We start from the raw sequence: 20,657 nt of genomic DNA, 5'->3' as shown, positions 1-20,657 counted from the left end.
GTTATTGCAAATTGCAATAACTTATTTTTATGGATAAACAAAGATCAGATTGCCCAATCAGTTGTTCTCTTGATGTTTTCGGAGATAAATGGTCACTTTTAATCATCAGGGATGTTATGCTGAGAGGTAAAATGTCTTACAGTGAATTTTTAAATTCAGAAGAGCGGATAGCCTCAAACATTCTTGTTAATAGGCTGGGAATTCTGGAAGCCGAGAAGATTTTGGTTAAAGAGGTATCACCGCTTAATAAATCAAAATTTATCTATAGCCTGACAGAAAAGGGAGCTGACCTTCTGCCTGTTATCATCGAACTCATGGATTGGGGAGCAAAACACAATGACAATTGTCCACGGAAAGAATTGGGAAAAAAAATCAAGAAAGATAAAGCAGGTGTTATTAAGGAATTAAATAATGTCTTGAAGTCAAAGATCAAATAATATTAGTTTATAATTTCAGCATTTGGGTTTTCGCGCAATTTTGCAATATTTTCCCGCCATCTTTGAAGTTCTTCGTCTGTCAGTTTTATCCACTCTGTGACTTCTCCAACTATCTTTAGAGGCTGTGCGCTGCGATAAGATCGGGTAGGGTTACCAGGGAATTTTTTGTCTGTTACATTAGGGTCATTTTCAAAACTTCCTGTAGGCTCAACAATGTATATCCGCTCATGACCTTCTCCTTGTGCTAATGCAGCAGCAAGTCCGGCACCATTTTTTAAAGCGGTAAAATAAATGTGATTCATAATGATCTCAGGATAATAATTAGATCCGAAACCAGCGGTCAACAAATCTCCGATTTGCAAATCTGCTTTTGTTCCATGATAAAATGGTCCCTTATCCAAAATATCAGAAGGATGGTCATTTTTATTATTCTCCATTGTATTAGTATTTATTGGTTTGTTTTTTCAATTTTGGCATTCATGATTTCCATGGCATTTCGGAAATATTTTTCTAAAGTTTTTAATTCTTCATTTGAAAAAGTTGCAAACAATTGATCTGTATTGTCCTGGAAATCTTGATACTGAGGAATGATGAGTTTAGATATTCTTACATTATCAGGAACGATGATTATCTTTCGTCTGTCGTTCTTATCAGGTTGTCTGCTTACCAATTTCTTTCCTTCAAATCTATCGATCAACCCCGTTACCGCTCCTGTTGTTAATCCTGTGATGACAGCAAGCTCACCTGCAGTCATCGGTCCTTTTTGAATTAAAAAACCAAGGTATTTATGATCAGTACCGGTTAATCCGATTTTCCGGCCAATGCTTTCATGCATTTGGATCGAAGTATAAGCAAACTGCTGGCTTAATTTTCTCAGTTTTATAACATCTTCTGTGATTTCCATAATGCTTAGTTAGTTGATATCTTAGTTGCAAAGATAAAATATTTTATTGAAAAAAACCGCTTTATGAAAATAAAGCGGTTAGTATATTAAATATTGGAATCATATCAGTTGTAGTCAAGACATTTTTATTTAATTTTTTTTAGGTAACTTTTTTTATTTTTCCATTTGGAGCCAAAAAATAAAAACCTTTTTTGATCACTATATATTTTTGATTTTTTTATAAGCTTGCCAGTTTTAACATTATAAGCAAAAAACCTATTTCCTTGTATTTTATATTTTAAATGGTAGTTGATACCACTTTCATTTTTTAAATCATAATTGTGATAGTTACCCGATAGTATATCGGATATTATTAATGAATCATTTGTAGATTCTGGTTCATTTTTGTTCTTATTAAATTTTAAATATAGACTATTACCTTTTACTTTATACATTCCAGAAAGTTCTGTGTGCTGAAGATCCCCAGAAAATTCATAATTAAACTTATCGTTATTATTTAATTCAACCGTAGTGACGAAGAAACCTAGTACAGCTTTATTTGATCTATAAGTTCCCTGTAAGTTTCTCTTTGTATTGCAAGACAAAAGAATTAATAAAACTGAAATTAGGTTAAGGAAAGGTCTAGACTTTTGACTTGCATTTGCTAATATGATGTTATGAAGCATTACAGTTTGCGTCTTAATTGTTTCTTTTTGATTTTTTTATATCTTTTATATTCATCATAATTCTCTTTATTTATAATTTTTACAGCATTCCAGGAAACACCATCTCTTGTCCACGAGAAATAAGGAACTTCTTTCATAAACTTTTCTCTGTTTTCTTGATAGTTTATTATTTTGTCTATTTTGTTTATAAAGAAATTAATAGTATTTGATTCAGCAAATGTTTGTTGGGAAGCAGGTGTCCAATAATGTTTATAAGAATAATTATTTCCTTTTTTTAATTCAAATTTATAGATGATTCCATCAAAACCAAAACTCCAATCTTTAATTTGATTGTCACTTGCAATTTCATTGATTTTTAATGAATCTAAAAGATTTTTTATTTCATCAACTTGTTTTTCCACTAATTCAATTCGTTTAATAAATACTTCCCCTGTCCTTTTACCATCCCACATTTCATCAGCATAAATCATATATTTATTTGAGTCATCTGATAGTTCTAAGTAGTATTTATCTGAGCTAAAATGAAAGAAATTTTTATTTTCTTCAGGTTTGATCAGTTTCAATTTTTCTATGATTGGCTTTTCATATTTGGCATAGTATAGGGTATCGCTATCTTTTGTTAGCTCATATTTATTTGTTATTTGAGCGAAAAAATTTATTGCGAAGAATGAAAAAAACGCGAAAAGAATTGACTTTAAGTGATTTTGGATGTAAGGAAGTATCATAATGTGTTGTAGATTAAAAAAGATAAAAGAATTAAATCTCCGCTTTCTGAAGTGAAGAGAATTTAATACAATGTTAACAGCTATTCTTAGATCCATTGTAATTCAATATATTTTGTACAGTCATTTTTCATATTTTCAAAATAATCGAATAAAATGGCTGAACCTCCATTTTTAACTACCTCTTTTACTATTTTATAAGTTTGTTCTGCTCCTTCTGGATCCTGCCCAGCTATATCAAAAACAATATTGTTTGTCCTGGAAAGTGTAGCATATAAGGACAGCAGGCGTCTTGGATTACCGGGAAGTGTGTTGGCTTTTGTTTTTTCGTTTATCCAGTCAATTTCATAAATTTTTGTAGCATATGGACTATCTAAATTTGCATTTTTTTTTAAATGTTCTTTGACTGTCACAGGATAAAAGATTCGTCTAAATTCGGGTTCAATAAAATGTTCAACAAATGTCAGACTTTTATGCACCACTACATTTTTGTTCTTTGTTTTGCCACAAAAAATGTCTTTGAGAAACATTTCTATCTCATGGAGATGAGGTCCATTAAATAAATGTAAAACAATAATTTCTCCAGCATTCAAGTTGAATGGAGGGATATAAAATGTAGAAGTCTTTATTCCTTTATTTTCGATCAGCATTTAGATATTTTATGATGTTTTCTTTGCTCTTTTTTCGTTTTTTTTCATAGGTATTTATGTTGTGGTATCCTGTTTTAAGGGGATGCTTTTATTTTTTTAGCATAATAGAATCGTTATTATTGGTGCTTTTTTCAATAATAAGATTTAAAATAAAGGCTCTCCATTGAGATCTGTCGTCAGCACTTCGCTCATATAATCAAAAAAGGGGCGTATAGCCAGTAGGGTTAGTATTGCTTCCTTTTGAAAATTGTCGGATAAAACTTCCTTATCGGTAAATTTTCGTAAGACTAAATATTGTTTTTTTCTTATTAAATCTATAGCGGGATGATTTTTATCAAACCCTCTCGGAGCTGTTTTTACAGAATCACCCTTGAGTTCTCCGAAATACTTTACAAAGGTTTTGTCGGAGGTAATCTTTTCGATTGGTGTGGTGCTGATTTCAAACTCTTTACGGATACGGAGTAAATCCTTAGTTTCAGGCCCCCAGAATCCGCCCCCAATAAAACTGTTGCCAGGTTCCAGCTGAATATAATATCCACCCCTGAGCATTGGTTTTGAACGGGAATATCCTACTCCGAAATTGGTTTTGTATGGCGTTTGATCCTTGGAAAAACGAACATCTTTGTAAATCCTGAAAATGTGGATTCCTTTAAGTTGATCATACTCCTGAAGTTCAGTATAGATCTGATTGAAAAAAGCTTTGTTTTCCTGGACAATTGACTCATATTCGGACTTGTGCCTGGCAAACCATTCCCGGGTGTTATTTTCTTTTAAATGAGTCAGGAATTCAAATGCTTTTTTCATATGGGTGTAAGAATGTTTGTTTTGTATTGTTTGCGCTCTATTCTGTATAATTTCCTGAAACAATTTGATCTTCCATTAATTCCACAATTTCAGAAACCGGAACTTTGAATATCCCAGCCTCTCCTTTATCAAACTCCTTTTTCCAAAAAGAGTATCAGTCCATTTCAATGGAATCAGACATTGGGATGTTTTCATTTATTTCCAGAGAGTACATCTTCACTAATATCTGCTACTTGTATGCTTTTAATTGCTGAGCTGGTTAGAGATGTTGTACTTCCACCGATGATATATAATTTATTGTTATATACTTCCGCTGCAGCGTGTCTTCTGGGAATCATATTGGAAGATAGCTGATGGAATTTGTTGGTTGTAGTATCAAAATAGGCAATAAAATTTTGAAAATTATACCCCCCTACAATAAAAATTTTATCCCCGGATACTGCTAATGAGTGTCCGGATATACCAACAGGCATCGTATATTGATCGACCCAAAGATTAGTCTTGAGGTCATAAATATTGATCAGACGTGATGGGGTTCCATTAAAACCACCAATTACATACAATTTATCATTAACAATTTTTCCTTTTGTTTCTTTGGCTGTGGGCATATTGGGTAATGAGTTCCAGGTGTTTGAAGCAATATCATAATACTGGAATTTATTGGAAAATACAGTCTTTGCAGCCCCTTTGAGCCCGCTGCCACCAAACACATATATTTTGCCATTATAGATTGCAGAACCTGAATTTCCTGTGTAGGAACGATTGGTAGCTCCCTTTTTTACGGTATTGGTCGCAAGGTCTAAAATTTCAAGATGGCTGTTTCCCCAACCATTAAAAATATAAATTTTATTATCGTAAGTCTCCGAATTAGCAAATCTTTTGGGAAGAAGAGTCGAATTGAGAACACTCCATTTGTTATCAGTAATATTGTATTTCTCAATATACTTTGCATCACTTGCTTTTTCCTGATAGCCATTGCTTACATAAATATTATCATTTACGATTACACTGGCTATGGCACCTCTGCCGACGGACATATTCCTCAAATTTTCGAATTGAAGTGTTTGTGCATGAGCTACTAATGAACCCAAAAATGAAAGGAGTAATAATTTTGTTTTCATGCTATGAAGTTAATTAATAATCAACATATATTTTTTCCAAATTCGACATCATAAATAAAAAATTGTCAATCTCATCTTTTGTTGGCTTTTTCGAATATTGTTTCTTTATCTGTTTAATTTCTTCTTTTGACAATTCTTTTGTGTTTTCATCTGATAGATCCCATTCTTCATTTTCTCTAGTGTCTTTTATATAGTTTTCATATGCAATTCTATATTCTTTAGTTTTTTGAAATTCTTTGAACTGTCTTATTTTAAACTTTATGTACTCCTCGTTTTGTAATTCTTTGTTTTTGGTTAAAATATCATTACGTAAAGTAAGAATTAGATAACTTGAATAGTAGCTTGAAAAACCAAAATTATCAGAATCAATAAAATCTCCATTCGGTACAGTAAGAATTCCTGAATAGTTCAATTTAGTTTTTTTATTAGGGAAAATTTTGTTGAACATTGAAATTTGTTTTTCTGAATCACTGTCAGGGTCTGTTATTGTAAGATCAACCAGAAATAATTCATTATCTATTATTTCAAAATAAGCAATATACCCACGATGGTTTGAGGTAGTCATTAAAAATGTTTCATCTCCATTTTCATTTTTTCTTACAAACTTTTCTCCATAAATTGGATGGTCATCTGGATGTTTCTCAAAATATCCTTCTAAAGGATCATTCAGTAGTTCATACTTTTTCCCTTGTATTGTGATAAAATTAGATTGCTGTCCGGTTGCAAAAAATTTTGTAGATATGAGTATCAACAGAAATAAAAATTTGAACTTCATAAGTCTAGTGTAAACGTAAATATATTTAAGTATGGCTGATCAATATTGAGAGAGTCGTGTACAGAGGCTTTTATTTATACAATTCTCTTTCAATAAAATTATTATTCCTTTTAAAAGCTTCTTGCGCCCGCTGTTCTTTTCCTTTAATTAAATCTTGTTTTGTTAAAGGACTACCATTATTTGAATCGAAAAATAGTGTTTCCGACATTTCTGAAGAACTGTGAATGATTTTTATATTCTTTGCTGGGTCTTTTTTATATTCATTCCATAGCTTATTAAATTTTTCATTGGTAAGAAAAATTTCTGTCCTATTTGAATCCATCAATAAAGGATCGTAATTCAGTTTTTTACTTCCAACCAGGTTGAAAATATGATCCCCTTTTTCGTCTCCAATATTTAAAATTAAGCCGGGAAGGCCACAGAATTTATAAGGCCCGTCTTGTATTTGAATGTCATTCGTAAACCAGGCAATCCAGTTTCTTCCACCAAAAGTGGTGGTTGCTTTTTGAACTTTAAAACCTTCAATGCTTTTCGTTTCAGGAGAAATAGTCCAGCTGAGTTTGTTTTGTTCCTTTAATGCGACATTGCTGGCATTGAGAGACGTATGGTAAATGGTTTCTAAATTGGGATAATCTTTAGAAATCCGAAAATTAACTTTTGATTGCTTAATTTTTCTCATATCAAAAACCATAGATTTTGAAGCTTTTCCTTTTTCAATTTCTGCTTTAAAAAGAGAATCTCTCGTGATAAGCAATGCACTGTAGAAATTGGAACCCTCTTTTGTAATGTCAAGGTTCATGATTTCTTTTTCAACGTTTTCTCTGTGTAAAGAATCCATTTTAAAAGAATATTCATAAGTAAATCTTTGATTTTGAGAAAATAATAAAGAAGTGGTGAAAATGAAAATTAAAAAGATGGTGAGTTTTCTCATTTTTGATTAATTGTTTTATGTGTTTTTTGTTGAAACCAAATTAGAAACTTTGAATAACGGAGATATTATTCCATTTGTAATCTGTTTATTTTTCCAGTAAATACATTTGAAAAATTATTTTCCCCAAGTCTTAGTCGTAATTTAGTTTCATAATTGCCATCATAAATTACCGAAGTTGTTACTGTGATTTCGTTGGGCTTGAAATACATCATATTTAAACAAGTGCCACAATCAGCAGCATAATAATCTTCAATATCTTTCCATTCACCTTTTTCATTTTGTGCTTGCATTATCAGAGGAATGTAAAATCCGTATCCAATTTGAACATCTTGTGAATCATTATTAGTCAAAATTACAGGGTTTGCATAAAAGTAGTCAAAGGTGTTTGATCTGTTTTTATGATAAACAACTTTGAAAAATTTTATTTTTTGGGTGGTATCAACAAAAATATTAACCTTACCTTCAAATGCATTTTTAAAGGAATTTTTCTCCCTTTTTATATAAGCTTTATTACACGGATTTTCATAATGACTTTCAAGTGCTAGAAGTCTATTATCTTCAAATTTATTAATGATTTCTTTTTGAAATGCTCCCATATAAATAGGCTCTCTCTCCCATGAATTTTTTACATTTGATTTGTAAAATGCTGCTTTATCCTTTATGTTTTCAATGAGCTTTGGCGTAGCATTTTGCGAATACAGCGAATTATAAATAAGAAATAATAATATTTGTAGACTTATTTTCATTGGTAAGATAAATTTTTAAGGTTTGTACAACTATTTTAAAAATCAGAAAAAAGTAGCAATTGAGAATTTCAAATACTTCATAATAAATGTAGATTTTAGGTTATAAAAGTGTCTACAATTTTTTTTACCACCCAATTTCCATCTTTTTGTTTTTCCAACAGATATCCAAAGCCAATCCCAAAAACAGATTTTCGATAAATTAATTCTATGTAAACAAATTTATCGTTGTAATATACGGGATTTGAGAATTGATATGATTCTATACGACGATCAATCTCTTTCTTATTAGCTAACTTGAGGTTTGTGTTTATTTTATAATCAACTTTTAAAGAATCGAAAATATATTGATTTTGCTTCAGTATATTCAATGAGTCTGATTTTCTTTCGCCAAATTGACTATGTTTTAAATCCAGTAACTCAATTATACTTCTACTAAAAAATGGTGGAGGCCCAGGTTCTTCTCCTGAAATTTCTTTTTGACTAGGAATATAGATATTTAATTTTTGGAGTGCAGGATTAATTAAATACGTATTATTAATTGACGAATTACGGGTGGATGTATATTTTAAAACAGAATTAACTATTTTATTCAATTCTGTTTTTTCTAATGTTTTATTTTTAGAACAACTTACTATAAAAATAAATGAAATTAGGATCCAATATGTTCTCATCTTTTATTTTAACAATTCTCTAAATATTCCTCTTTCAGACAATTCCTTATTTTTAATTTCGTTCTTAGGAGTCAAAGCTATATGTCTTATTTCTTCAATAGAATTTGTCTTAAAATTTAAAGTTACGTTGTCAACATTTATTTTCTTGATGTTATTCTTTTTATTGAATAAAAGATATACACTACCTTTCTTTACTTTTAATGTGTCGAGATGTATTCCATTCATACTTTCAACATCGTCTAAATTATAAAAAATTAGGCTATCTTTTGTCTCTTTAAATTTTTCAAAAACATATCTTTCTAATCCTCTATTATGTTCTGAATACCCTTTATATTGATATATTCGGGTTTTTAATTTGAAACCATTTTCCGATGAGATATCAACCTTCATCGGCCTGAAAACTGGTTTACTATTGTAATATAGTTCTCCGCAAGTCCCATAACAATCATGAGTTATCCCTTCAATGTTTGTTTTATTTGGAATTTGTGATAATTGATAGATTGGTAGGATATTTTCTATTTCTACCTGAAATTGTTTTGTTGAATCTAAGATGATAAAACCTCTAGGATTTGAATCACGACCTCCCCATGCACTAAAATAATAGATGACTTTAGAAGTTCCATCAATCTTTTGTCTGTACAATTGATCGATGCTCCATTCTGTTTTTCCAAAATTGCAACTGTAAAGAATAAGAAGTGATAATATTAAATTAAATATTTTAAAATTTATTTTTCTTGGGTTGTTCACTGTTATCGCACGAATCCTTTCGTATGGTTATAGTATTATAAATTAAACATTCTAACAGTTATAATCTAAAAGCCAAAACTACACGCTATAATCGTGCGGATGCTTCATAATTATGTTAGCAAAAGTATTTTATTTTTGATTTAAAGTTTTATAACCAAAGTATAACTATGGAAATCAACCGCAAATCTTTTAAAAAATTTCTAGAAGTACATAAGAATTAATTGACGATGTTTCTTGGTTTTACTCAGTTTACTCAAATATAATTAAAAAAATAATACAAATAAAAACCTCTGCTTCCGCCTAGCTCTCCGAAGTCTCCTGACTTCGGAGCCTGTTTTATGAAAAATATTACGCAAAGTCAGGAGACTTTGCGCAGCGGGATTAGCCTTATTGTCTAATCAGGTAACGGAAAATTATGAAAAGCATAAACGACTAAAAAGTTAAATACTTAGCTCCACATTTTGCCAATATAATGTTACCATAGTTTTCTATCTTAAAAATTTTTCATAAATATCCTTACATTTGCTGCCGTTTTTAAAAAGTGTCAAAATAATTGATTTTTCATATTCTGAATCAATGATAGATTTTAGTTTATTAAATTCAATATTTACTTTTTCATCCATTTTTCTTACCAAATTTGGTGTGTCAAAATTAAATTTGACTGTAGAATAAGATTTTTTATTTATTGTATTAAATACAAGCATTGAAATAAAACGATTTCCATGAATAAGAATACTTTGATCTCTAGGATTTTCCGATGAATCTTCTAAAGTTTTAATAGAATTATCAATTAGGCGCTGTGTCCTGACACAATTATATACGTAACGTCCGCTCACTCTTGGGTTAAATAATTTTTTATACGGAGCATTTTCAAGATCATCCCATAATTTACCAATTTCCCTTTTTAGTTGAACTACAATTGAGACATCATTTAAAGCACATGATAAAGCAGTTGTACTCTCTACTAAATCAAAAGAAATTTGATCATCGATTTCGAATTCTCCTCTGCTGATTCGATAATCAATACCATCAATCAATAATTCTTCTCTTAATCTTGTCTGTTCTATGTCAAATGTAACAAAATCTCGATTGTTTACTCTATTTTGGGTATTATTTGCCTTTGTAATTCTTTGACCGAAATCTGAATCTGCATTGTTAAGTTGAATAATTCTGGTCGGAACGAAAACTTTTTCGAGTTTTGAGTGATCCTCCTCTCCGAATTTTCCAATTGTACTAACGGTTTGTGCACCGTTAACAATGCTAATATTACTGCAAGTAAACTGTCCAAACTCTGTTGATGCTCCACCGACCATATTTTTTTCAATTGAATCAGCAATAATTGTTATACCATTATTATAAAACCAAAATAATTCAGGGGTATTTTCAAGCGTTAAATTTATTTCTTTATTAACATCAGTTTCGCCTAATACTCCTCTAATATTTTTGCTAAAAAGTCTTTTTCTGTATTTATCCCACCATCCATAAATTTCAATTCCATTGACATGACCATAGTAACCGTTATATGGCACATTTATTTTCCCAAAACTGTTTAATTGAATTTGTTCATCAATTGGTTCATCAATTTCAGAAGAACTAATTAATGTTGAATGAATTCTTTTTTGATTAAAAATTGATAGAAATACAATCTCACTTGCATCATTGAAATTATCTAATAAATCAGTAAAATCTCTTCTTGATGGTTCAGCTAAATCATTAATTCCAGTATATGTTAAAATAATTTGGTATTTAGTTTTGGGATCGCAAATAGCATTTCTTATTATAACTTCTTTCCTTTTTATTTTATTATTAAATCTTTCGAAATTGAAATCGAATAAATCATGTATTCCACTAATAAATTTTTTTATATCTCCATTTTCTGGTTCGCCTTTTCCATTATGGATCCATTTTGACTGAACAATATACAAAGTTTTTGTTTGTAAGTCATAGTATATTGCATCAATACCATTGTCATTTGATCCGTCAGTAATCGAATCTGCTGCAATATTTTCTGAAACTTGAGCATGATGTTGAATGGCATAAGCTGCAAGAGATCTGGTAAGAAAAAAATTACTTATTTGAGGATCATTAGCATTAAGATCTGATAAATCAATAATATTATTATAAAGAGTTTCGATATGTGATTTGATGTGATTAACGTGAATTTCACTCATGATTGTTTTTTATAAATTGTGGCTAACAAGCAAATTTGGGTGTCGCGCCAATATACAATATATGCAGTTGCAATAATGTTGTTTGGTTTGAGTACTTATTTACTAATAGTTAAATTAAAACCTAAATATACTATTTTTCTTCCCGGAAAATCATAATTTAAACAAAAAAACCGCCCTGCAAAAACAGAGCGGTTAGTATATTAAATTGTCTCAGCGACACGCTACTACATCATTCCTGGCATTCCACCTCCCATTGGCATAGCAGGCTCATCTTTTTTCACTTCAGTGATTACACACTCAGTGGTAAGAAGCATTCCAGAAACTGAAGCTGCATTTTCAAGAGCAACTCTTGTTACTTTTGTAGGGTCAATGATTCCTGCTTCAAGCATGTTTACATACTCGTCAGTTTTAGCATTGTATCCGAAATCTCCAGATCCTTCAGCTACTTTAGCAACGATTACAGAACCTTCACCTCCTGCATTAGCAACGATTTGTCTTAATGGCTCCTCGATCGCTCTTTTTACGATTTTGATCCCTGTATTTTCGTCAGAGTTGATTCCTGTAAGGTTGTCCAAAGCAGAGATTGCTCTTACTAAAGCAACACCACCACCTGCAACGATACCTTCTTCAACAGCTGCTCTTGTAGCGTGAAGTGCATCATCTACTCTGTCTTTTTTCTCTTTCATTTCAACTTCAGAAGCTGCACCTACGTAAAGTACCGCAACACCACCAGCTAACTTAGCTAATCTCTCCTGTAATTTTTCTCTGTCGTAATCAGAAGTAGTTGTTTCCATTTGAGCTTTGATCTGGTTTACTCTACCTTTGATCTTGCTTTCTTCACCACCACCGTTTACGATTGTTGTATTGTCTTTATCGATTGTTACTTTCTCAGCAGTTCCCAACATATCTAAAGAAACGTTCTCCATAGTGAAACCTTGTTCTTCAGAAATAACCTGTCCACCTGTTAAGATCGCGATATCTTCTAACATTGCTTTTCTTCTGTCTCCGAATCCTGGAGCTTTTACAGCAGCAATTTTAAGAGAACCTCTTAATTTGTTTACCACTAAAGTTGCTAAAGCTTCACCTTCAACTTCTTCAGAGATAATTAATAATGATTTTCCACTTTGAGCAATAGGCTCAAGAACTGGAAGTAATTCTTTCATTGAAGAGATTTTCCTCTCTACTAAAAGGATGTAAGGGTTTTCTACTTCAGCTAACATTTTTTCAGGGTTAGTTACGAAGTAAGGAGATTGGTATCCTCTGTCAAACTGCATACCTTCTACAACATCTACCGTTGTATCAATACCTTTAGCTTCTTCTACAGTGATTACTCCTTCTTTACCAACTTTACCGAAAGCTTCAGCGATCAAAGATCCGATTGTTTCGTCGTTGTTTGCAGAAACTGAAGCTACCTGCTTCACCATTTCTTTAGAATCACCAACTTCTTTAGATTGAGCTTTTAAACTCTCAACAACAGCAGTTACTGCTTTGTCGATTCCTCTTTTTAAATCCATTGGGTTTGCACCAGCAGCTACATTCTTAAGACCTTCTCTTACGATAGCCTGTGCTAAAACAGTAGCGGTAGTTGTACCGTCTCCTGCAATATCGTTAGTTTTGGAAGCCACTTCTTTTACCATCTGTGCTCCCATATTTTCTACTCTGTCCTCAAGTTCGATTTCTTTTGCTACAGAAACACCATCTTTAGTTACGTGTGGAGCACCGAAAGATTTTTCGATTACTACGTTTCTACCTTTTGGTCCTAAAGTTACCTTTACTGCATTTGCTAATGCATCAACCCCTCTCTTTAAAGCGTCTCTTGATTCAATATCGAATTTTATTTCTTTTGCCATAATTTTTTATTGTATTAATGTACTTTGTACAATGTATTAATGAATGTATATTCATGAAGTCATTTTACATGAATACATTTTACTTTTTACAAATTAACCGATGATTCCCAGTAAATCTCCTTCCTTTACAATTAAGTAATCCTTTCCGTCTAATTTTAATTCAGAACCTGAATATTTTCCATAAAGAACTTTGTCACCTGCTTTAACAGTGGTAGGCTCATCTTTTTTACCAGGACCTACTGCTACTACTGTACCTTCTTGTGGTTTTTCTTTTGCAGTGTCCGGGATGATAATACCTGAAGCTGTTTTAGTTTCTGCAGCGATTGGTTCGATCAAAACTCTATCTGCTAATGGTTTAAAGTTTACTGACATAATATATCTGTTTTTTAATTATTTCTGCTTTCAAATTCTCTAAATGTGTGCCAAATGAAAGTTCAGGGTTGATACTTGAAGGATGAAGGTTAAAAATGGCAGAGTTTTGTTTTTCGTGTGAAATTTTGGCAGACCTATAAAAAACAGAGCCGGAAAATTCCGGCTCGTTTTTAATTGTATGGTTCGTTTTACTAAGGACAATGTTGTCCGGGACCGATCCATAATGTACATTTTCCGTTGTTGTCACGTTCGCAACAAACGATTCCGGCAGCAGCTCCTCCCTGAATGGATTTTTGAGCTTCTCTGCCTAATAAGTTTGCATTTTTCATAAGTTAATATTTGTTACTCCTAAACATTTAAAGTCAATCAGGATTTTTGACTATTAGTTTATCGAGTAAACAAGTATTGTTTTTATTTGGTTCTCTAATATAAGTAATTTTCTCTTTACTTAGAAAAAAATAAATACAATAAATTGATCCTGTGGATTATACTGCGATAGATTGCAGGGTTTGTACAGTGTAAAAACAGGGATACTACTGGGGTATTTGCTGTTGTATTGCTTCAACTTTGTCAGACCAAACCATAATTAAATTCAAAATGGAAAAATTAAAAAAAATCTTTAAAGGTGTTCCAGCCGATTCGCCTATTCCGAAAGAATTATTACTGGAACAAGAGAACCCGCTTCCCACTAAAGCATTAGATCGTAATCTTTTTATTACAGATTCAGCTAAAAGTTTTAAACTCACTGAAAAGGTAAAAAGTACCGCTAGAATTTCTGTATCAAAACTGAATAAGGATTTCAGTCAGTTAGATGATCTTTCTCCTTTTGATTGGGGAATTCCCGGTAAGACAGAAGAAATTATTTCTAAAGATAGTCTTCAAACTAAAATTAAAGCCGAGAAAATAAAAGTAACCACAGCTGAAGCTTTTGTACCGGAAACCCATATCCTTGGGTTGCATCCTAAAGTGGTTTTTCCCAACACAAAATCTGCTAAGAGAAACCGTTTAAACAGATTGGTGACGAAAAGCGCCAACCACACCACAATTTTTGGAAATGATGACAGGGTGAATATTTATCCAAATACCTATCCGGAATGTTGTGTTTGCAGGGTAGAAGTATATACTAAATTAACCAGTACATCATCATGGAACTATCAGGGTAGAGGAACAGGTTTTATGGTAGGCAGAAAGATCCTGATGACATCAGGCCACATGAGACCTCAGAAACCTTATGCTTCATGGATGATCAAAGTAATTCCTGCTTATTATGACGGACGATCCATTTATGGAAACTCGTTTTACACATACGGAGAAAGCTATATTGCTTATCAAAGTGATGTGGGTAATGATATGATGGTTGTGAAACTGTACGATAATATTGGAGATACCACAGGTTACTTCGGAGCTAAGAGCTATAACGACGATTGGGAGGACATGAATGTATGGACGATGACCGGGTATCCTTATGATAAGGGTGAAAACAGACCTACTTACCAAAGCAGCATTAGTGTTGTGGATGACGATGATGGAGATGATGTTAGATTACCGGACGGAAATACAGTAGACAGTACCCAAATAGAATCGTATGCGGACGAGGCAAGTGGAGCATCCGGATCACCACTATACAGTTGGTTCTCGAACGGGCAGATGTATGCCATAGGGGTTCATCATGGTAATGAAACAGATTGGGAGCTTTTTGGATCTGATCTTCATTCTGTAGCTTCAGGAGGGGATATGTTGCCGGCTCTGGTTGTCTGGGCAAGAAATAACTGGGGAAATTAAATATAATCCGCTGTAAGAAAACAAAACACAATTGATATAAAACGCTTCATTTTTATGAGGCGTTTTTTTCTATTGGCTGATTTATTTTTGAGATTATAGCCCCGGAAACGGCAATACCTATAAAATTAGTTACCGATCTGGCTTCATTCATAAAACGGTCTACACTGTAAAGCAATGCTAGGTCAGTTACGGGAATTTTTCCGAATCTGTTTAAAGTGAAAATAAGGGCAAGGAATCCCGAACCGGGAACTCCGGATGCTGTTTTTGAAGTGACAGAAATAATGATAAAGAGCCATATATAATCATGAATACTCAAAGAAATATTATAAAACTGAATCAGAAAACAACAGGCCACAGAAATATAGATACAGGCTCCCGCCAGATTAAAATTATATCCCAGCGGAATAATAAACCTTAGAATTTTCCTGCTGTATCCCTCAGATTCCATCTTTTCAAATATGATGGGAAAAGCAGTTTTAGAGGAAGAAGTAGTAATAACCAGAATAATTTCCTCTTTAATACTGATCAGAAATTTAAACAGATTAAATTTAAAGATATAAGAGACCAATCCTAAGACCCCAAAAATAAAAACAATATCAGTAAGATATACTGTGCCTACAACCTTGCTTAATGGTAAAAGGGTATTGATCCCATACATAGAAATTCCATAGGCTATATTACAAAAGATAACAATGGGCAGAATGAGGTATAAATACTTAATAATCGTATAAAAAACGGTAAGTCCCTGATCCAGTATTTTCAGAAAGCCTTCTCTACGTTTTGAAAGATTCATATAAATACCAATACTAATTGAAGCAATAAGAAAAATACCATGTCTGTTAAGATAAATAACAGAAGGTATTGAAGTATCAGTGATCTCAAAATTTGTGGGAAGAACGGCTTTTGTTTTGGTGATGTCGATTCCTGTATGAGAACCAGGCTGTACGGCAAAACCAAAAATAAAACCAAGAGCTATGGCTACAGAACTTATGATGAAAAAATAAAGAGCCGTTTGCCACACAATACTTCCTGCATTTTTTATATCGGCTAAATGACAGATCCCATAAATAATAGCCATAAAAATGATGGGGAGTATGATACTTTCAAGGACCATGAAGAAGTACTGGCTGATGACTCCCAGTTTACTGCTTATCTCGGGAAGATAATGTCCTGTAAGAACCCCACCGATAATAGCTACGAAAACATACAAAGAAAGATTCTTTAAATATCTGCTGGTGAATGTTTTTTTTGTATGGAAAAGATTCATTTGAGGTTTTGTTTCACTGTATAAACGGACAATTGAATATAAATATATAATAATTTTAAATGACACCAAGAAGTAATGCTCCCAATAACATGATGATAGAAGAACCAATGGCCCATTTTAAAGTATATTTCAAATGGTCAGAAAATTCTACCCCGGCAAGAGATACCAGCAAATAGGTTGATGGAACCAGCGGGCTCAGGAGGTGGGAGGCCTGTCCTACAAGGCTTGCTCTTCCTAAGATCTCCGGAGTAATTCCTAATTGCTGTCCGGTTGCTGCAATGATCGGTAATATCCCAAAATAGTAAGCGTCGTTAGTAAGGAAAAAGGTAAGGGGTACACTAAATACTGCCGTAATGATATTTAAAGAACCGCCCCAGCTTTTAGGAACAATTTCGATCATGCTGTTTCCCATAGCCTGCATAATCCCTGATCCATTCAAAATTCCGGTGAAAATTCCGGCTCCGAAAATCATACCTGCTACAGATAAAGCATTCCCTGCGTGTTTCGACATAATCTTCTGCTGATCTTTTAATTTTGGATAATTGATGACAGAAGCTATACAGAAAGCGATCATAAAAGCAATTCCCAATGGAACAATATCTAAAATCATTACGGTTAATAAAATAAGAGTGAGACCCAGATTGACCCACAGCAGTTTTGGACGGAGGAGTTTAGGATCTTTTTCCCCGACAATATCACTATTGCTGTACTGGGTATATTTTCCGTGTTTTGCGATGCGTTTTTTTTCTTTTAGTCCCAGAATGTAGGCTACGAATAGCACCCAGCAAATTCCTAATACCATAATGGGAATCATCGGAACGAAAATTTCGGTATGTCCAAGTTTGAGTGAGCTCATGACTCTGGCTGTCGGTCCGCCCCATGGGAGAATATTCATAATACCGCCAGCAAGCATAATGATGCAGGTAAGGATCAATGGATTCAGGCCTTGTTTTTTGTAGAGGGGAAGCATAGCGGCAACGACGATAATATAAGTGGAAGAACCATCTCCATCGAGGGAAACCAATGTCGTAAGAATGGCTGTTCCTACAGTTGTTTTAATAGGGTTGTCTCCTACTGCTTTTAAAATAATATCCACGAGAGGCTCAAACAAACCTGTATCTATCATTAAGCTGAAGTAGAGAATAGCGAAAATAAGCATGACACCGGTAAGTGCTATTTCTTTAACTCCGTTTTTCATCATATCTCCAAGTTCAGGCCCAAATCCCGCAATAAGAGCAATGACTACGGGAACGATCACCAAAGCGGTAAGGGGTGTCATTTTTTTATTCATGATAAGAACCATGAAAATGAGGATCATTAAAAATCCAAGGAATGTAAGCATAGCGGTATATTAAATTGTTGAGTGATATCTTATTGTTTCTCTTTCTTTCTCCAGTCAAAGGTGTTTCTGAAGCCTATGTATCCATAGTTACTGGTTCTACCGGGCGAGAGTTGATTAATAAAGGCCAGTTCAATGGCTGAATTTCTTCCGGTCTTTATTCCAAGCCCTGCAGTGATACGGTTGCTGTCGAAAGTGTCTTCCTTCTTAAGATTCATTCTTATCTCGTTTTTAAGAATGCCATATAACCTTTCCTTCTCACCTTTTTTGTTAAAGGGTATTCTCATAGAAATGAGATAACGTGCCCTAAGCACAAATTCATCGGGATTGTTGATGAAACGTTCCTCTATCCGAAATCTGCTGGACACTGATGTACGGCCGATATTATGATCTAATGTGACCTGTTGGAACGCTCTTTTTTCGTAACGTATTTTTTTTACATCATCGGTTTGATAAGATTCAAGAACCAGAAACATTCCTCCTAATCCTGGTCTTACGCCATTAGCTACTTCGTAATCCATATAAGCATTCACAAGAAATAGTCTGGTGTCATAAGCAAGATCGAAAGAACGATACTGCGTTAGAGCTGTCAATGTACTTTTATCAGATACTTTAGCGGTCATGATATATTGAAACCACATATTGTAAGTATCATTACTTTGGCCTTGATAGAAATGATTAAGCAGTAATAAAAAAATAAAAATTAATCTTCTCTTAATTTTCATATAATATTCGGTTAATGTTGTTGATCCTCAAATATATTTATTCGCGATAGCGGGTTTTTAATTTTTCAATCAATGACCTATTTTATCAGTAAACTGCATTTTCCATCAAAAACACCCTATATTTGAAAACCATTAAAATCAGGTTTTTTAGAATGTTTTTAATTGTAAATATTATACTTATATTATTGTTTTTCAGGCTTTTATTTAATGGTAAGATTCTGAAAAAACTTATGAAGTACCGTTGGGGACTCTTGTTGAGATTTCAGCATGTTTTCTTCTTTTTTGTCTTTATTTTGATAACTTTTTTCACCGAAAATTACTTCCTTGATACCCCGGAGCTCATTTGGAGTGTTTTATCTGTAATTATTTTTAATATTGGAATTTATTATCTGGTCTACTATTATCTGGTTCCGCAGTTTTACCTGTCGAATAAGTATCCGGAATTTATCATCTATGCATTGATCTGCTTCTTGGTATCAAGCCTGTTCAGGATTTTATTGGAACCCACGGTTTTTAATATGAATTTCAATGAAACGCTTTCTAATACAAAGTTCCTTTTTAATGTGTATATAGCGCAGGGAATTATTATTCTGGTTGCTTCCTTTTTAGGAATTACAAAAGATAAATTTCTGATAGAACAGAATGTCGTTGACCTTGGAGAGCAAAAGGAACAGCTTTATCTTGATCTTTTAAAATCGAAGATGAATCCACATTTTCTATTGAATACCTTAAATAATATGTATGCAAACAGTTTTGTTTCTTCGGCGAAAACCTCAGACTCTATTTTACAGCTTAGTAAACTTTTGCAGTATATTATTTATGATAGTGGCAGGGAAAAGATCAGTCTGGCTCAGGAGTTTTCATCCATTCATTCTCTTGCCAAGCTGTATCAGTTGAAATACGATAATCAGCTTAATATTGATTTTGATATTCAGAATGATGAAACATTGGATGTTGTTGAAATTCCACCCTCTATATTTTTGACACTTTTTGAAAATGCTTTAAAACATTCCGGAATTGGACTGGAGCCGGGTAGCTTTATAAAAGTATTATATTCTATTAAGGAAAGGGATATTTTTTTTGAAATCATTAATTCAATTAATACAAAGAGACCAGTGGAAGATACCGGATATAATGGTTTAGGAAATGAGGCAATTAATCAGATATTAGAAAAGTACTATTCCGGAAAATATGATTTTTCATCAAACCTGATTGAGAATGATGAATATAAAACAACTTTAAAAATTAATCTGAATGGCTAATTTATCTGTAGTCAATGTAGACGATGAATATCCTGCATTGCAACTTGTTAAACAATATTGTGCGCAGATAGAAGATATAGACCTTCAGAATTCTTTTCAGGAGGCAGATGTTGCATTGGAATATTTAAAGGAAAATAGGGTAGACCTTGTCATCCTGGATATTAATATGCCTGAGATTAATGGAGTGGAATTGTTACAAAAACTGCCTTATAAGCCTTTATGTATTTTTATGACGTTGGAAACCCAGCATGCTGTGAAAGCATTTGAATTGGATGTGGTACATTATCTTGTAAAGCCTGTAGATTTTGAAACCTTTAAGAGAGCCATTAATAAAGCTAAGGATTTTCTACAGTTTAAAAACTCAACAGAGCCTGAAGAAAAGGACTTTATTATGTTTAAATCCAATTATATCATGAATAAGGTTTTTCTAAAAGATATTCTTTGGATACAGGGATTCGGAGAGTACATCATTCTTGTTACTCCTTTAAAAAAGTATATGATCCTTGACCGGATGTCTAACTTTGAGGAAAAGTTCCAGGCTTTTGGATTTATCAGGGTTCATAAATCTTATATCGTTTTGACTTCTCATATCGAGTCGTATGATGTGAAAAATGTTTTCCTTATCGGTGGAGATAAAATTCCTTTAGGAAGAACCTATAAAGCAGTATTGAAAAATCATTTAGGGAAATAAAAATAAAACCGCCAACAGGCGGTTT

At 32.9% G+C, this 20,657-nt stretch carries 23 protein-coding genes; 4 read left to right on the top strand and 19 right to left on the bottom strand.

What is annotated here, in order from left to right:
- Nucleotides 1-29 precede the first annotated feature (29 nt).
- Entirely contained in the window at nt 30-437 is a 408-nt protein-coding gene (locus tag CEY12_RS11295) for a winged helix-turn-helix transcriptional regulator (RefSeq protein ID WP_089027795.1), read from the top strand.
- Between the two features lie 2 nt (nt 438-439).
- Here the strand turns inward: CEY12_RS11295 and arr are convergent, their stop codons facing one another.
- The 16 genes from arr to CEY12_RS22470 form a co-directional block, all read right to left on the bottom strand.
- Nucleotides 440-874, bottom strand: a complete 435-nt coding sequence (arr, locus tag CEY12_RS11290; protein ID WP_089027794.1) for an NAD(+)--rifampin ADP-ribosyltransferase — start codon at nt 872-874, stop codon at nt 440-442.
- Between the two features lie 11 nt (nt 875-885).
- The gene (locus CEY12_RS11285) at nt 886-1,341 is read right to left on the bottom strand and encodes a MarR family winged helix-turn-helix transcriptional regulator (RefSeq protein ID WP_089027793.1); all 456 of its coding nucleotides are present in this window, start codon (nt 1,339-1,341) and stop codon (nt 886-888) included.
- 125 nt (nt 1,342-1,466) lie between these two features.
- A complete protein-coding gene (locus CEY12_RS11280; RefSeq protein ID WP_089027792.1) occupies nt 1,467-2,006 on the bottom strand; it encodes a hypothetical protein in 540 nt (179 codons plus the stop codon).
- Nucleotides 2,006-2,731: a hypothetical protein gene (locus CEY12_RS11275; RefSeq protein ID WP_089027791.1), complete on the bottom strand. Its 726-nt coding sequence runs from the start codon at nt 2,729-2,731 to the stop codon at nt 2,006-2,008. Before CEY12_RS11275 ends, CEY12_RS11280 begins: the two co-directional genes overlap by 1 nt.
- A gap of 86 nt (nt 2,732-2,817) precedes the next feature.
- Nucleotides 2,818-3,378 (bottom strand): hypothetical protein, encoded by a 561-nt coding sequence (locus tag CEY12_RS11270; protein WP_089027790.1) that lies wholly within the window; start codon nt 3,376-3,378, stop codon nt 2,818-2,820.
- Nucleotides 3,379-3,522: 144 nt separating this feature from the next.
- The gene (locus tag CEY12_RS11265) at nt 3,523-4,182 is read right to left on the bottom strand and encodes a DUF2461 domain-containing protein (RefSeq protein WP_089027789.1); all 660 of its coding nucleotides are present in this window, start codon (nt 4,180-4,182) and stop codon (nt 3,523-3,525) included.
- A gap of 191 nt (nt 4,183-4,373) precedes the next feature.
- On the bottom strand, nt 4,374-5,303 hold the full coding sequence (locus CEY12_RS11260) for a Kelch repeat-containing protein (protein ID WP_089027788.1): 930 nt from the start codon (nt 5,301-5,303) through the stop codon (nt 4,374-4,376).
- A 13-nt stretch (nt 5,304-5,316) separates the two neighbouring features.
- Entirely contained in the window at nt 5,317-6,078 is a 762-nt protein-coding gene (locus CEY12_RS11255) for a hypothetical protein (protein ID WP_089027787.1), read from the bottom strand.
- A 70-nt stretch (nt 6,079-6,148) separates the two neighbouring features.
- The gene (locus CEY12_RS11250) at nt 6,149-7,009 is read right to left on the bottom strand and encodes a GLPGLI family protein (protein ID WP_089027786.1); all 861 of its coding nucleotides are present in this window, start codon (nt 7,007-7,009) and stop codon (nt 6,149-6,151) included.
- Nucleotides 7,010-7,074: 65 nt separating this feature from the next.
- Entirely contained in the window at nt 7,075-7,755 is a 681-nt protein-coding gene (locus tag CEY12_RS11245; RefSeq protein ID WP_089027785.1) for a hypothetical protein, read from the bottom strand.
- A gap of 95 nt (nt 7,756-7,850) precedes the next feature.
- Nucleotides 7,851-8,426, bottom strand: coding sequence for a hypothetical protein (locus tag CEY12_RS11240; RefSeq protein WP_089027784.1), 576 nt, complete (start codon nt 8,424-8,426; stop codon nt 7,851-7,853).
- 3 nt (nt 8,427-8,429) lie between these two features.
- Complete coding sequence (locus CEY12_RS11235; RefSeq protein ID WP_157676808.1) at nt 8,430-9,173, bottom strand: hypothetical protein; 744 nt, start codon at nt 9,171-9,173, stop codon at nt 8,430-8,432.
- A gap of 488 nt (nt 9,174-9,661) precedes the next feature.
- On the bottom strand, nt 9,662-11,344 hold the full coding sequence (locus CEY12_RS11230) for an AIPR family protein (protein WP_089027782.1): 1,683 nt from the start codon (nt 11,342-11,344) through the stop codon (nt 9,662-9,664).
- 224 nt (nt 11,345-11,568) lie between these two features.
- Nucleotides 11,569-13,194 (bottom strand): chaperonin GroEL, encoded by a 1,626-nt coding sequence (gene groL / locus CEY12_RS11225; protein ID WP_089027781.1) that lies wholly within the window; start codon nt 13,192-13,194, stop codon nt 11,569-11,571.
- Between the two features lie 93 nt (nt 13,195-13,287).
- The gene (gene groES / locus CEY12_RS11220) at nt 13,288-13,566 is read right to left on the bottom strand and encodes a co-chaperone GroES (protein ID WP_089027780.1); all 279 of its coding nucleotides are present in this window, start codon (nt 13,564-13,566) and stop codon (nt 13,288-13,290) included.
- A 191-nt stretch (nt 13,567-13,757) separates the two neighbouring features.
- Nucleotides 13,758-13,895, bottom strand: coding sequence for a hypothetical protein (locus CEY12_RS22470; protein ID WP_172821032.1), 138 nt, complete (start codon nt 13,893-13,895; stop codon nt 13,758-13,760).
- Nucleotides 13,896-14,163: 268 nt separating this feature from the next.
- On the opposite strand from CEY12_RS22470, the gene CEY12_RS11215 reads away from it, so the two are divergent.
- Nucleotides 14,164-15,348: a trypsin-like serine peptidase gene (locus CEY12_RS11215; RefSeq protein WP_089027779.1), complete on the top strand. Its 1,185-nt coding sequence runs from the start codon at nt 14,164-14,166 to the stop codon at nt 15,346-15,348.
- Between the two features lie 52 nt (nt 15,349-15,400).
- Here CEY12_RS11215 and CEY12_RS11210 read toward each other — a convergent pair whose 3' ends face one another.
- From CEY12_RS11210 to CEY12_RS11200, 3 genes are read right to left on the bottom strand one after another with little or no spacing between them, the layout of a single operon-like run.
- Nucleotides 15,401-16,615 carry a cation:dicarboxylate symporter family transporter gene (locus tag CEY12_RS11210; protein WP_089027778.1) on the bottom strand — a complete coding sequence of 405 codons (1,215 nt, stop codon included), beginning with the start codon at nt 16,613-16,615 and terminating at the stop codon, nt 15,401-15,403.
- Nucleotides 16,616-16,670: 55 nt separating this feature from the next.
- Nucleotides 16,671-17,957 (bottom strand): CitMHS family transporter, encoded by a 1,287-nt coding sequence (locus CEY12_RS11205; protein WP_089027777.1) that lies wholly within the window; start codon nt 17,955-17,957, stop codon nt 16,671-16,673.
- Between the two features lie 29 nt (nt 17,958-17,986).
- On the bottom strand, nt 17,987-18,679 hold the full coding sequence (locus CEY12_RS11200; RefSeq protein WP_089027776.1) for a DUF2490 domain-containing protein: 693 nt from the start codon (nt 18,677-18,679) through the stop codon (nt 17,987-17,989).
- A 230-nt stretch (nt 18,680-18,909) separates the two neighbouring features.
- Between CEY12_RS11200 and CEY12_RS11195 the strand changes: the two genes are divergently transcribed.
- Together CEY12_RS11195 and CEY12_RS11190 are read left to right on the top strand one after the other, a co-directional pair.
- Nucleotides 18,910-19,941: a sensor histidine kinase gene (locus CEY12_RS11195; protein WP_089029856.1), complete on the top strand. Its 1,032-nt coding sequence runs from the start codon at nt 18,910-18,912 to the stop codon at nt 19,939-19,941.
- On the top strand, nt 19,934-20,632 hold the full coding sequence (locus tag CEY12_RS11190) for a LytR/AlgR family response regulator transcription factor (protein ID WP_089027775.1): 699 nt from the start codon (nt 19,934-19,936) through the stop codon (nt 20,630-20,632). Before CEY12_RS11195 ends, CEY12_RS11190 begins: the two co-directional genes overlap by 8 nt.
- Nucleotides 20,633-20,657: the final 25 nt, after the last annotated feature.

This window comes from Chryseobacterium sp. T16E-39 (genome assembly GCF_002216065.1).
GTDB lineage: Bacteria > Bacteroidota > Bacteroidia > Flavobacteriales > Weeksellaceae > Chryseobacterium.
This window is presented reverse-complemented; position numbering and strand designations above follow the sequence as displayed.